This is a genomic window from Halorubrum salipaludis (assembly GCF_002286985.1).
In the GTDB taxonomy this organism is placed as follows: Archaea; Halobacteriota; Halobacteria; order Halobacteriales; family Haloferacaceae; genus Halorubrum; species Halorubrum salipaludis.
In genome coordinates, this window is the sequence record NZ_NSKC01000003.1 from 350,637 (window position 1) to 363,282 (window position 12,646).

The window sequence follows — 12,646 nt, forward strand, 5'->3', positions numbered from 1 at the left end:
GGCTGTCGTTTGGTCGTTCGGCCCCTCGGTCCCTCGGTCTCTCGATCCCTCCGATCAGCCGTCGGCCGAGGGTCGCTCGTCCGTCCACTCGTCTCGACAGGCCTGCGAGCAGAACTGTCGGTGCACCGCGTCGTCGCCGTCGACCCACGTCACCGTCCGGCGGCCGGTGCCGAGCGCCGGTTCCCCACAGGTCGCACAGCGCGGCGCGGACTCCTCGTCGACGTCCTCCTCGAGGCCGGAAGTCGGATCTACCATACTCGCCCGTGCACCTCCGGACACTTGAACCCGCGAAGGCCGGCAGTTATGTCCGTTCGATCCGCGCTCACCGCCCGACCGGGTAACCGTCGGCCTCCTCGTTCCACCGGCCCCCGTCGCCCCGTCCGCGTCCCCGCCGTCCGTCGGTCGACGCGGCGACCCGCGAGGGGTGTTCGACCGCGAGCTCCGCGTTCGCCGCTGGGTCGGCGACGGTCCGCTCGCGGCCGTCCGGCCACCGCACCGCGACCCGGACCGGGGTCGACCCGCCGAGCCCGAAGTGCGCGACCGGCTCCGTCTGGCAGAGGCAGCCGCCGCCGGCGTCGACGGTGCGGCGCTGGACCCCGTCGGTCGTCTCGAGCCTGACCACGGCCCCCCTGGCCGGCGCGCCGTGACGCGTTGTCGGACGGATCCGGACCCACCCGGCGGCGCGCGCCGTCGGGTCCTTGTACACCGCGATCGGCTGGGCCGCGACCTCGCCGTGGACGACGATCAGTTCGAGGATACCGTCGCCGTCGATGTCGGCCGCAACCGCCCCGGTCCCGAACCCGTCCGGCTCGGCGGCCGGTCCCGGATCGACCCGGTGCCAGCGCGCGGCGTCGCTCTCGCCGTCGTCGCTCTCGTCACCGCGCGCGAAGAGCCGGTTGGGCTCGCCCGAGGCGTTGAAAAACAGCTCCTCGCGGCCGTCGTTGTCGAAGTCGGCGGCGACCACGGTCCGGACGCGGCCGGTGTCGCGGAGCGCGGGCGGCGCGGCGTCGGCGAACCCGCCGTCGGGCGCTCGGCGGAGGAGTCGGTTCGGCCCGCTCTCGTTGCCGACCGCGAACGCGAATCGACCGCCCTCGTCGACGAGGGCGGCCCCGCGCGTGTCGCCCGCCGGATCCGAGAGCGCCGTTCCGCCGTCGGCGGCGTCGTAGTGGCCGCCGTCGTTCCGGAACAGCCGGTTCGGCCCGCGTTCGACCCCGGCGAACAGGTCGCCCTCGCCCGAGCAGTGCGGGACCGCGAGCAGCGACCGACAGCCGCCGTCGACCTCCAGTCCGACCGCGTCGGCCATGTCCGTGATCTCGCCGTCGTCGCCGATCTCGTAGAAGGCGAGGGGCGCGGCGTAGCCGGAGACGGCAACGCCGTACCGCCCGGTTCCGAGGCGGTCGAGCGCGGCGACGGACCGGCCCGCGCGCACGGCGAGCCGGTCGGCGTTCACGTCGAGCGCGAACAGGTCGGTCCAGCGGTAGCGCTCGGACTCGAGCCGGTTCAGGAGGAGGTCCGGGTCGCCGCCGCCGTCGACGCCCTTGGTGCAGTTGTGGACGTACACCTCCTCGCAGCCGTCGGCGTCGAGGTCGGCCGCACACACCCCCATCCCGTGTCTGGTCCCGTCGGCGACGATGCCGCAGGCCGTGTCGACGAATTGATCGCCATCGCGGGCGTACAGCCGGTTCGGCTCCCCGTAGCCCGCGACGAACACGAGCGGTCCCTCCCGGCCGGGCGTCACCGCGACGCCGTAGCCCCGAACCGGGTCGTCGTCAGCGACGATGTCGGACCGCTCCGTGAACATGGCCGTCCGTCACCGCTCGGGGAATAAGAACTCACGGGTCTGTGCGACGACGATCTTATAAAAACTGTCGCGGCCCGGCACCTATCGCCCACCGCGCGCCGCGCTAGCCGAGCACGAACACGAACAGCGCGACCCCGGCGGCGAGCGTTAAGAAGAGGACGCTCCGGCCGATCCCGGTCCGGATCTCGACGTCGACGCCGGCGCGTCCGAGCGCCTCCCGCGGGTGCATCGCGGTCCACTCGACGGCCGCGACGGCGTTCATCACCGCGCGGTCGACGGCGGCCCACAGTTCGGTGACGCCCCAGATCGAGCCGCGGGCGAGGTAGAACACGGCGGGGTACGTCACCGCGTCGGCGTCGGGCATCCGGTGGGCGAGCCAGCCGAGGGGGCGCTTCAGCGCGAAGAAGCCGACGAAGCCGGCCCCCATCAGCCACGCCGACTCGGTCAGGTGGCTCGTGCTGTAGGGGTGGAGCTCCGACGCGACCTCGGCGGTGAACGGCATCAGGTCGATGAGGTAGCCGTAGGTGAACGGCGTGCCGAAGAAGACGCACGCGCCGCCCGCGAGCAGCATGCCGGCGGTCTGGAACGGCGTGGCGTCCTTCGGCGACAGCGTCGCCGAGCCGTGGAAGAACATGTAGTAGCCGAGCTTGATGAACGACATGAACGTCCCCACGCCGCCGAGGATGAGCAGCCACCAGAGCAGTCCCTCCCCGAACAGCAGCTCGTAGTTGTGGACCTCATGGGCGGAGTCGATCACCATCCCCTTCGAGATGAACCCGTTGAACCCCGGCACGGCCGTAATCGAGGCTGCGCCGACGAGGTAGACGAGGAAGGTGACCGGCATCACCCGCCACAGTCCGCCCATGTCCCGGATATCCTCGACGCCCGTGCGGTAGATCACGACGCCGACCGCCATGAACAGCAAGCTCTTGTAGAGGACGTTGTTGAACAGGTGCGCGAAGCCGCCGGTGACCGCGAACTCGCCGACGTAGGTCGCGAGCCCGAACCCGGCGAGCATGTAGCCGAGCTGCGCCTGGATGTGGTACGACAGCAGGCGCCGCGGGTTGTACTGCAACAGCGCGAAGAAGGCGCCGTAGACGGCCATGAACCCGCCGAGGTACGCGAGCCACATCCCCCCTTCAGGGAACGCGCGGTACATCACGTACGCGGCCGTCTTCGTCGTGAACACCGAGAGGAACACCGACGCCGCGACGTGCGGGCGCGGGTAGGTGTCCGGCAGCCACGTGTGCAGGAAGATGAACCCGCAGTTGATTCCGATCCCGATCGCCGCGAGCAGCGTCGCAGAGGCGTGGATCCCCGTCGTCGACGAGAACAGGAAGATCTCGGCGGCCGGCACGCTGCCGAGCATCGACGCCCCGTGGACGACGACGGCGCCGAGGAAGAACGTCCCGCCGATCCCGTGGAACAGCGCGTAGCGGTAGCCGGCCCGGACCGCCTCCCCGCCGTACTGCCACACCAGCAGCGTCGAGGTGACGGCCATCAGCTCCCAGAAGAAGATCAGGGTGAGCCAGTCGCCGGCGTAGATCGTCGCGACCGTCGAGGAGACGTAGATCAGCGCGAACGCGGTCACCCACGTCGGCGCCTCCGTGCCGTACGCGTACAGCACGGCCGCGGTCGCGAGGAACCCAACGACGACCCCCATCAGCAGCGAGAACTGGTCGACGTTGAAGAAGACCACGTCGAAGCCGAACAGCTGCGTCGCGAGGTGCGCGCCCGTCCCCCCGTCGTCGAGCAGGACGGCCTGGACGAACGTGAAGGCGGTCGCCAGCGCGGCCGCCGCGTGGCCGAGCCGGCGCGGGAGCGCGAGCACGGCGAGCGCGGCGACGGCGAGCAGCACGTACGGCGGCACCGAGGTGAGGACCGAGTTCATGGCCGCATCACCTCCTCCGGAAGCCGCGTGTCGACGATGAGCTCGATCAGCTCCAGGAAGCCCATCTCGTAGGGGATCACGCCGAGCAGCACCGCGAGGCTCATCGCGGTGAGGATCGGAGCGAGCATGAACCAGGTGGACTCGCGCCCGCGGAGGGCGTCGAGACCGGCGACGTGCTCCCAGCCGCCCGCGGGCGGTCCGCCGGCGTGGCCGTGGTCGGCGTGGTCTGCGTGGGTCGTGTCGTCGTGGGCGGTTTCACCGCGACCGGCGTCATCGCCGACGCGGTCCGGCTCGCTGCCGCCCCCGTCATGGTCGTCGCTCCGACCCACGCCGAACGGCACGTCCGCGTCCGACGGGCGCTGGTCGACCGCGTAATCACCCGTGTCGACGCGCTCCGCGGGCTCGGAGAAGTCCCGGTCGCTCGTGTCGAAGTCCGGGCGGACGACCCCGTCCTCGTCGGTCGGGAGGTCGTCCATCTCCGCGTCGGGGATGTCGGAGTCGTCCGGCACCTCGGCGTCGTCGGACTCCGCGTCCCCGGCGTCGACCGCCGAGTCGCCCTCGGCGCTCTCGACGACCTCGTCGATGTCGGCCTCGTCGTCTTCTTCTCCGTCTTCGTCCTCTGGTCGGCCCCCGTCTGTCGCCGCGTCATCAGCTTCGCGACCCCCATCGGTCGCCGCCAGCGTCGACCGCGACTCCCCGCCCATCCGGAAGTCGACGAGCGGCTTCGCGTCGTGGGCGTCCTCCGCCTCGAAGAAGGCGGTGTAGATCACCGGCCAGAAGTACGCGATGTTGAGGACGCCGGAGAGCAGCAGCGCCCCGACGAGGTAGTAGGCGACCGGCGTCAGCTCGGCGCCCATCCGGACCCCGCCGATCAGCATGTAGTACTTGCTGACGAACCCGGCGAGCAGCGGGATCCCCGCCATCCCGAGCGAGGCGACGGTAAAGGCCCCCATCGTCAGGGGCATCCGCTTGCCGATCCCCGCCATCTCGGAGATGTAGTCGGTGTGCGTCGAGACGTGGAGGTTCCCCGCACAGAAGAACAGGGTGAGCTTCATGAACGCGTGCGCCGGGATGTGCAGCAGCGCGCCGACGAGCCCGTACCAGCCGAACAGCCCGAGTCCGAGGATGATGTAGCTCAGCTGGCTCACCGTCGAGTAGGCGAGGCGCTGTTTCAGGTGGTCCTTCCGCAGCGCGATGATGGAGGCCGCGGTGAGCGTGATCGCGCCGATCGTCGAGAGGACGAGCCCGGCCGAGAAGCCGAAGGGGAGCGAGAGATCGAAGACGAGCTCCGGCCCGAACACGTCGAGGACGACGCGCGAGACGCCGAACGCGCCGGACTTGACGACCGCGACCGCGTGGAGCAGCCCGGAGACGGGCGTCGGCGCGACCATCGCCTCGGGGAGCCACTGGTGAAGCGGCATGATGCCGGCCTTCACGCCGAACCCGATCGCGAGGAGGAAGAAGGCGAGCATCGCGAGGCCGGGGTCCGCGTTCGCCAGCTCCTGAATACCGCCGGCGGTGAACGAGACGTTGCCGGCGATCAGGTAGACGAGCGCGGTTCCGGCGAGGACGAGCACGCCGCCGCCGAACATCGTGTACGCGAGATACTTCCGGCCCGCCGCGCGGGCCTCGTCGGTCTCGTCGTGGGCGACGAGCGGGTACGTCGCGATCGAGAGGATCTCGTAGAACACGAAGATCGTCACGAGGTTGCCCGCGAACGCGATCCCCATCGTCGCCGACAGCGACACCGCGAACGCGGCGAAGTACCGCGTCTGGTTCGTCTCGTCGTTCCCGCGCATGTAGCCGATGCTGTAGAACGACGTGACGATCCAGAGCCCGCTCGCGAGGAACGCGAACAGCATGCCCAGCGCGTCGGCGCGCAGCACGAACTCGATGCCGGGCAGGAACGCCCCGAGCGACCACTCGAAGACGGCGCCGTCGAGGACGGCCGGCAGCATCGAGGCAACGATCGCGAACTTCGCGACCGCCGCCGCGATCGTCCACCCCTCGCGGACGTTCGGGGAACGGTACGACGCGACGATGAAGAACGCCGCGACGAACGAGACCAGGACCGCCAGTAGGGGTCGTAGATCGGTTATGGGTACGTCAGTCATGCGAACACCTCCGTGAGGAACGGGTCGAACCACTCGAACAGCGCGTAGCCGGCGAACCCGAGCGCGACGGTCGCGAGCGCCGCGAGGACCAAGATCACGAGCGGGGCCGAGGGCACGCGGTCGGGAACGAACCGCGATCGCGGCGCCCCCTCGACCGGCGTGAGGGGGGCGTCGCTTTCGGTCCCGGATCCGGCGGCGGCCGCCGGTTCGCGGCCGCCGTCGGCAGCGACGCCGGTGCCGTGGGCGTCTTGGTGGCCGTCGTCACCGTGACCGTCCTCGTCGTGCCCGTCACCGTGGTCGCCTTCGCCGTGACCGTCGGAGAGCCCGACGCCGGCGAAGTAGAACCGCTCTATCACCCGCGCGACGTACGACAGCGTGAACAGCGTGCTGACGAAGATCACGGCCGCGATCCCGATCCCGGCCGGGTCACCGCCGTCCAGGCTCGCCTCGACCGCGCCGACGCCGATGTACCACTTCCCGAGGAAGCCGATCGACGGCGGGATCCCGACGAGGCCGAGCCCGAGCAGGGCGACCGCGCCGGCCGTGTACGGCGCGGACCGGGCCGCGCTCGCGAGGTCGTCGAGCTCGCGGGCGCCGTAGCCGAGCGCCAGCAGCCCGATCCCGAGGAACAGTCCGAACTTCAGGAGTCCGTGGCCGACGAGGTGGACGATCCCGCCGAGCAGCGCGGTCTCGTTCGCGAGCGCGACCGCGGCGACGATCATCCCGAACTGGGCGACCGAGGAGTACGCGAACATCCGCTTGAGGTCGGACTGCATCGCCGCGAGCGCGGAGCCCGCGAGGATCGACGCGCCGGCGACGATCAGCATGACCGTCGTGATCGCGTCGTTGGCCGCGAGGAAGTCGACCGTGAAGACGGTGTACGACACCCGGATCAGCGCGTACGCGCTCGCGGTCGACACGAGCGCGGCGACGATCGTCGTCACCGCGTCCGGCGCGCGCTGGTACGCGTCCGGCTGCCACGCGTGGATCGGGAACACGGCGATCTTCAGGCCGAGCCCGGCGACGATCAGCGCGTAGCTCGCGCGGATCAGCGGGTCGGCGTAGCTCGCCTGCTCGACGATCTGGACCTGCATGTCGAGCATGTTGAGCGTCCCCGTCGCGAGGAACGCGTAGCCGACGCCCAGCAGGTACAGCGAGGCGCCGACCGTCCCCACCACGAGGTACTTCAGGGAGGCGTACGCGCTCGCCCCGGATCGGTCCGCCGCGATGAGCGCGTACGTCGAGATCCCGACGATCTCGAGGAAGACGAACATGTTGAACAGGTCGCCCGTGAGCACGAGCCCGGTGAGCCCGCCGACCAAGAGCAGGTAGCCGCTGTAAAACGAGTTGCCGCGCGGCCCGGCGACGCGCGCGAACGCGAGCGTCGCCAGCGAGACGGCGGCGACGAGGGCGAGCACCGCGACCGACAGCTCGTCGGCCACCAGCTCGATCCCGATCGGCGGCTCGTACGTGCCGAGCGCGTGCGAGAGCGGCCCGTTTCGGGCCACCTCGACGCCGATCGCCGTCGCGAGCCCGGCGAGGGCGGTCGTCGCGACCGCCGCCACCGGCCAGCCCGCGCGCTCGTACTTCAGGCCGAGCGCGAGCGGGAGCGTCGCGGCGACGAGCGGGAGGGCGATGGCGACCGGGAGGAGCACGTCACTCATCCGTCTCACCTCCGTCTGCGACCGCGGACTCGTCGGCCGGAGTCCCGCCGGCGCCGGCGCCGCCGAGCGCCGGCCGCTCGGGGAGCGACCCCTCGTCGCGCAGCAGGTCGCGGAGCACGTCGGTGCGGAGCGTCCCGTACTCGTCGTAGATGCGGATACAGAGCGCGAGCCCCACCGCGGTGAGGCTCACGCCGACGACGATGGCGGTGAGCACGATCACGTGCGGGAGCGGGCTGACGAACGTCTGCGTCTCGGCTGCCCCCTCGGGAATGATCGGGATCGCGCCGCCCTCAACGTACGCCGAGGTGATGAAAAGCAGGAATATGGCCGTCTGAAACAGGTTGAGACCGATTATCTTCTTCACGAGGTTGGGGTTGGCGATCATCATGTAGAGGCCGATACACAACAGGAGCGCGAACGCGACGTACGCGTGTCTCGTCGTCAACACGTCGACCGCCGAGGCGGCCGCCGTCCCGGAGGCGAGGACCGAGACGAGGGCGGACGCGGGGGCCGAGGCGGCGCCGACCGCGGCGTCGAGAGCGCCCGTCATCGGTCACCCCCGGCGTCGGCCGACTCCCCGTCGAGCGAGCCGTCCTCATCGAGCGAGCCGTCCTCATCGAGCGATCCGTTTCCGAACCCGCCGTTCTCGGTGGCGAAGCCGTTCGCCAACAGGAAGAACAGCCCCATGAGCACGCCGGCGACGATGGGCGCGATCCCAATCACCTCCACGCCCTCCATCCCGTACTTGACGGGGTCGAGGATCGGGATCGGCAGCAGGTCGTACTGGAGGAACGCCCCGCCGAGCGCGACCGGGACGAGCCCGATCCCGGCGAACGCGAGGGCGCCGCCGACCGCGAGTGCGACGACGACGGTGTTCGCGAGCCAGTCGCGCGTCGACTCGATGCCGAACGCGAACGCGATCATGAACACCACGGCGGCCATGATCGCGCCGCCCTGAAACCCGCCGCCGGGCGAGCCGCTCCCGTGGAAGGTGATGAAGAGGCCGAAGGTGAACGCGAACGGCGCGACCACCTTCACGGTCGGCATGATCACCTGGCTCTCGGTGTAGGGCGTCCCCTGCCGCGCGTCCGAGTCGAGCCGCCCCGACCGGGGGGCGGCGCGGTGCGGCGGGAGCTCCTCGCCGGCCCCCTCGTCCGTCGAGGCGTCGGCGGTCGCGTCGACCGGGTCGTCGGTTGCTGTGTCGGTCATGTCGGTGTCGTCGACGGCGTCGCTCATGCGAACACCTCCCGGTGGAGCACGAGCAGCGCGGCGATTCCGCCGGCGAAGACGACGACCGCCTCGCCGAAGGTGTCGAATCCGCGGAACGCCGCCAGCACGGCCATCACGGTGTTTTCCACGTGGGTCTGTGCGTACGTCTCCGCGAGGTACCACTGCGTCACGTCCGGGTTCGACCAGACCGGCGCGTCCGGCGAGCCGATCGCCGGGATGTCTCCCATGGTGAGCAACAGCCCGGCGAAGAGGAACCCGGCGGCGCCGGCGGCGGGGAGGTTCACCGATTCGAACGCCGCCTCGTGGTCGATCCGGGTCGTCTTCGCGAGCGTCAACAGCAGGAGGACCGTCGTCACGCCGGCGGAGATCGCGGCCTCCGTCAGCGCCACGTCGGGCGCGCGGTAGAACGTGTACAGTGCGGCCATCCCGAGGCTGTACGCCCCGAAGACGATGACCGCCGCGAGCACGTCCCGGGCGAACGCGGTCGCGAGCGCCGTGAGCACGACGAACGCGAGCAGGCTCGCCTCGATCGCGGTGACCTGCGCGACGACCGGGGCGGCGGAGAGGGGGCCCGCGGAGGCGGGGACCGCGGCGGCCGACCCGCCCGCGAGGGAGAGCGCGCCCGTCATCGGCGCTCGTCCCCCTCGGTCCACGGCACGGTCCCTTCCTCGAAGGCGGCCCGGGCGATCGCGTGGGCCGCCGTCGGGTTCGTCACGAAGATGAAGAACAGCAGGAGCACGCTCTTGACTCCGGCCGCCTCCCAGCCGATCGTGAGCGCGACCGCCGCCAGCCCGAAGCCGGCGCCGAGCGTGTCCGCCTGCGAGGCGGTGTGCGCCCGCGAGTACACGTCCGGAAGCCGGAGGACGCCCGTCATCGAGACGAACGTGAAGAACAGCCCGAGCAGCGTGAACGCGACGACGAGCGCCACGCGGGCGGTCCCGAGCGCGTCGATCACAGCACACCACCCCGCTCGACGGTGAACTTCGAGATGGCGATCGCCATCAGGAAGTTCAACAGCGCGTACACTAAGGCGATGTCGAGGAACGTCGGCTCCGAGAGCGCGGCGCTCAGGATGGCGAGGATGACGACGGTGTTCGTCCCGAGGACGTTCACCGCGAGCACTCGGTCCTGCATCGTCGGCCCCTTCACGGCCCGGTAGAGCATCCCGATCGCGAGCACGGTGAACCCCGCGGCCGCGAGAAGCAGGAAGTCGCCGACGGTGTAGCCGGCGACGAGCGCGGCGTCGACGACGCTCATCCGTCGGTCACCTCCGGCGTCGCGGCGTCGCTCCCTTCGTCCGGTTCGGGCGGCGTCTCACCGCTCTCAGAGGGCTCCGCGCCGCCGTCGGCCGCGGCGATCGGCAGCTCCTCGGTCGCGTCCGGCCCCTGCAGGATCGCGCAGTCGTCGCGCTCGCGCGGGGTCGGGAGCCGCGCCGACGCCCGCCCGTAGTAGACGAACCGCGTCCAGCGCTCCAGGGACCCGTCGAAGAGCCCGTCGCGGGCGGACGGGATGAGCGAGTGGACGTACAGGTCGCTGTCGCGAGCGCGGACCGTCAGGGTCCCGGGCGTCAGCGTGATCGAGTTCGCGAGCGTCATCAGCGGGAGCCCGCTGCCGACGATCACGCGCATCCGGTTCAGCGTCGGCTCGATCGGGAGCCGCGGGTCCAGTATCACCCGGGCGATCTCGACGTTCGCCTTGACGATCTCGAAGAGGAGGACGGGGACGTAGATCACGCCGCGAACCACCCGCATCGGTGTCCGCGGAATCGCCGGTTCGGTGTCGATGCTGACCCGCGAGAGGGTGATCGAGACGATCGCCGCGGTCGCGATACCCGTCACCCAGTCGAACCAGTAGAACGGGTCGCCGAGCAGGAGGTAGAAGGCGAGCGAGAAGCCGAACATCGCGACGAACCGGCCCCCGGTCGCCTCGCTCCGGAGCCGCTCGCGCCGGGTCGGTCGGGTCACCGGCGCCGTCTCGACGGTCAGTGAGGTGTTCGACAGCGCGAACTCCAGCGGCTGGAGCAGGGTGGTGTTGCCGACGGGCGTGTACTCCGGGTCGAGCAGCACCGCGCCGGCGTCGTGCTCCTTCGCGTAGGCGGCGAGCACGCGGACGTAGTCGTCCGGCCCGAACAGGTACTCGTCGGCCCCGATGAGCTCCGTCGCCACCGTCACCGGGGGACGGTCCCCGTCGAGGTCGTCGAGGTCGGAGTTCGCCCACGCCTCGGCGCGTTCGAGGACGCGCTCGGCCTTGGCCGCCCGACTGTCGGCGTCGGGGTCGCCGTTCCGCCACGACGCGATCTCCACGAGGTGGATCGTGGAGAAGCCGTCGTCGACCGCCGCCTCGACCGCGTACGCGATCGTCGCCCGGAGGGTGGGCGTCGGTTCGACGGGCACGACGAGTCCCCCGGTCGGCGCGGCCGGAGCGCCGCGATCCGCGTCGTCGCCGGAGCGGTCGGCGGCGTCGCCGCCGGCGGTCCCGCTGCCGGCCCCCTCGTCGTCGGCGTCGCCGGCGGCGTCGGTGTCAGCCACCCACCACACCTCCGACGGAGCCGAGTTTCGCCGTCTCTATGCACATGTGTATCTCTGTCCCGATCCTTTCTCTACCGCCTCAAAACAGTTTGTATCCGCGACGGTTTCGGGGCGAGCGAGGGGTGCGGACCCGTCGCCGCGGATCGGCCGGTCGCTACGCCGACCGACCGAGCTCCGCGGCCAGCCGGTCGGCGATCCGGCCGGCGACGGCGTCCTTCGAGCCGACCGCCTCCTCGGGCTCGGTCCCCTCCTCGCCGACGAGGAGGACGCGCGTCTCCTCGGCGCCCATCACGCTCGCGTCGTTGGCGACGACGAACGCGAGGCCGACCCGATCGCGGATCCGCGCCGCCTCGGCGATCATCGCGTCGTCGTCGCCGGACGTCTCGGCTTTGAACCCGACGATCGGGAGGTCCGGGTACGCCTCCCGCACCGAGTCGATCAGCTTCGGCGTCGGCTCCAGGTCGACCGACAGCGGCGACCCGGACCGGATCTTCTGATCGACCGCGTCGGCGGTGAAGTCGGAGATGGCCGCCGCGGAGATCAGCGCGTCGGCGGTGGCCGCGGTTCGGCGGCACGCCTCCATCATCTCCGCCGCGGTCTCGACAGCGACCACGTCGGCGTAGGGGACCTCGGGCCCGTCCTGCACCAGCGTCACGGTCGCGCCCCGGACGTACAGCGCCCGGGCGACGGCCCGGCCGGTCTTCCCCGACGCGCGGTTCGTTAAGATTCGGATCGGGTCGATCCGCTCTTTCGTCGCGCCCGCGGTGACGACGACGTGGGCCCCCGAGAGCGACCCCGGCGTCGCCGCGCGGGCGACCTCGGTCACGATGTCGTCCTCGGCGGCAATCTTCGCCTTCCCCTCCTCGATCCGGGGGTCCGCGAACCGGACGCCCCAGTCCTCCAGCCGGTCGAGCGCATCCAGCACGCCCGGGTGGTCGTACATCGGTTCGTGCATCGCCGGTGCCATCACGACCGGCACGTCGGCGCCGAGCGCGGTCGTCGCGCAGGTCGTGACAGGGGTGTCGTCGATCGCGGCCGCGACCTTCCCCGCGGTGTTCGCGGTCGCGGGCGCGAGGAGGAGCACGTCGGCCCACCCCTCGCGGCCGCACAGCTCGACGTGTTCCACGCTCCCGGTGATCTCGGTGACGACGGGCTCGTCGGTCGCGAAGTCGACCGCCCACGGGTGGACGATGTTCGTCGCCGCCGGGGACATGACGGCGCGGACGCTCGCCCCGTGGCGGCGCAGCTCGTGGGCGAGTTCGACGACCTTCACCGCCGCGATGCTCCCCGAGACGCCGAGCGCGACGTTGACCCCCTGTAGCATTACCGAGAGGGTTCCGGCCCCGGCGGCTTATAAGGTGTCGTTGCGGAACGCCGTCCCTCCGCGGTCGCCGCGCCGCCGGAGAGCCGGCGGCGTC

At 71.1% G+C, this 12,646-nt stretch carries 12 protein-coding genes; all 12 read right to left on the minus strand.

Annotation, left to right across the window (positions count from 1 at the left end; translation table 11 throughout):
- Nucleotides 1–54 precede the first annotated feature (54 nt).
- Entirely contained in the window at nucleotides 55–255 is a 201-nt protein-coding gene (locus CK500_RS07205; protein ID WP_095636566.1) for a DUF7576 family protein, read from the minus strand.
- 67 nt (nucleotides 256–322) lie between these two features.
- Complete coding sequence (locus tag CK500_RS07210; RefSeq protein WP_095636567.1) at nucleotides 323–1,801, minus strand: CRTAC1 family protein; 1,479 nt, start codon at nucleotides 1,799–1,801, stop codon at nucleotides 323–325.
- 103 nt (nucleotides 1,802–1,904) lie between these two features.
- Entirely contained in the window at nucleotides 1,905–3,692 is a 1,788-nt protein-coding gene (locus tag CK500_RS07215) for a Na(+)/H(+) antiporter subunit D (RefSeq protein WP_095636568.1), read from the minus strand.
- Nucleotides 3,689–5,806 (minus strand): cation:proton antiporter, encoded by a 2,118-nt coding sequence (locus tag CK500_RS07220; RefSeq protein ID WP_095636569.1) that lies wholly within the window; start codon nucleotides 5,804–5,806, stop codon nucleotides 3,689–3,691. Before CK500_RS07220 ends, CK500_RS07215 begins: the two co-directional genes overlap by 4 nt.
- Nucleotides 5,803–7,470: a proton-conducting transporter transmembrane domain-containing protein gene (locus CK500_RS07225; protein WP_095636570.1), complete on the minus strand. Its 1,668-nt coding sequence runs from the start codon at nucleotides 7,468–7,470 to the stop codon at nucleotides 5,803–5,805. Before CK500_RS07225 ends, CK500_RS07220 begins: the two co-directional genes overlap by 4 nt.
- The gene (locus tag CK500_RS07230; RefSeq protein WP_198951520.1) at nucleotides 7,463–8,020 is read right to left on the minus strand and encodes a cation:proton antiporter subunit C; all 558 of its coding nucleotides are present in this window, start codon (nucleotides 8,018–8,020) and stop codon (nucleotides 7,463–7,465) included. Before CK500_RS07230 ends, CK500_RS07225 begins: the two co-directional genes overlap by 8 nt.
- Nucleotides 8,017–8,706 (minus strand): MnhB domain-containing protein, encoded by a 690-nt coding sequence (locus CK500_RS07235; RefSeq protein WP_095636571.1) that lies wholly within the window; start codon nucleotides 8,704–8,706, stop codon nucleotides 8,017–8,019. The genes CK500_RS07230 and CK500_RS07235 overlap by 4 nt, the downstream gene beginning before the upstream one ends.
- Nucleotides 8,703–9,329 (minus strand): DUF4040 domain-containing protein, encoded by a 627-nt coding sequence (locus CK500_RS07240; RefSeq protein ID WP_095636572.1) that lies wholly within the window; start codon nucleotides 9,327–9,329, stop codon nucleotides 8,703–8,705. The genes CK500_RS07235 and CK500_RS07240 overlap by 4 nt, the downstream gene beginning before the upstream one ends.
- Entirely contained in the window at nucleotides 9,326–9,652 is a 327-nt protein-coding gene (mnhG, locus tag CK500_RS07245) for a monovalent cation/H(+) antiporter subunit G (protein ID WP_095636732.1), read from the minus strand. The genes CK500_RS07240 and mnhG overlap by 4 nt, the downstream gene beginning before the upstream one ends.
- On the minus strand, nucleotides 9,652–9,957 hold the full coding sequence (locus CK500_RS07250; RefSeq protein ID WP_004050115.1) for a cation:proton antiporter: 306 nt from the start codon (nucleotides 9,955–9,957) through the stop codon (nucleotides 9,652–9,654). Before CK500_RS07250 ends, mnhG begins: the two co-directional genes overlap by 1 nt.
- Complete coding sequence (locus CK500_RS07255) at nucleotides 9,954–11,228, minus strand: monovalent cation/H+ antiporter subunit E (RefSeq protein ID WP_233138936.1); 1,275 nt, start codon at nucleotides 11,226–11,228, stop codon at nucleotides 9,954–9,956. The genes CK500_RS07250 and CK500_RS07255 overlap by 4 nt, the downstream gene beginning before the upstream one ends.
- Before the next feature lie 154 nt (nucleotides 11,229–11,382).
- Complete coding sequence (gene coaBC / locus CK500_RS07260) at nucleotides 11,383–12,552, minus strand: bifunctional phosphopantothenoylcysteine decarboxylase/phosphopantothenate--cysteine ligase CoaBC (protein WP_095636573.1); 1,170 nt, start codon at nucleotides 12,550–12,552, stop codon at nucleotides 11,383–11,385.
- Between the last annotated feature and the right edge of the window lie 94 nt (nucleotides 12,553–12,646).

What these genes read in the sequence shown, in the direction of transcription:
- CK500_RS07220 (WP_095636569.1), bottom strand. Translation starts at nt 5,806, where the DNA reads ATGACTGACGTACCCATAACCGATCTACGACCCCTACTGGCGGTCCTG.
- CK500_RS07205 (WP_095636566.1), bottom strand. Translation starts at nt 255, where the DNA reads ATGGTAGATCCGACTTCCGGCCTCGAGGAGGACGTCGACGAGGAGTCC.
- CK500_RS07225 (WP_095636570.1), bottom strand. Translation starts at nt 7,470, where the DNA reads ATGAGTGACGTGCTCCTCCCGGTCGCCATCGCCCTCCCGCTCGTCGCC.
- CK500_RS07210 (WP_095636567.1), bottom strand. Translation starts at nt 1,801, where the DNA reads ATGTTCACGGAGCGGTCCGACATCGTCGCTGACGACGACCCGGTTCGG.
- coaBC (WP_095636573.1), bottom strand. Translation starts at nt 12,552, where the DNA reads ATGCTACAGGGGGTCAACGTCGCGCTCGGCGTCTCGGGGAGCATCGCG.
- CK500_RS07230 (WP_198951520.1), bottom strand. Translation starts at nt 8,020, where the DNA reads ATGACGGGCGCTCTCGACGCCGCGGTCGGCGCCGCCTCGGCCCCCGCG.
- CK500_RS07215 (WP_095636568.1), bottom strand. Translation starts at nt 3,692, where the DNA reads ATGAACTCGGTCCTCACCTCGGTGCCGCCGTACGTGCTGCTCGCCGTC.
- CK500_RS07250 (WP_004050115.1), bottom strand. Translation starts at nt 9,957, where the DNA reads ATGAGCGTCGTCGACGCCGCGCTCGTCGCCGGCTACACCGTCGGCGAC.
- CK500_RS07240 (WP_095636572.1), bottom strand. Translation starts at nt 9,329, where the DNA reads ATGACGGGCGCGCTCTCCCTCGCGGGCGGGTCGGCCGCCGCGGTCCCC.
- CK500_RS07235 (WP_095636571.1), bottom strand. Translation starts at nt 8,706, where the DNA reads ATGAGCGACGCCGTCGACGACACCGACATGACCGACACAGCAACCGAC.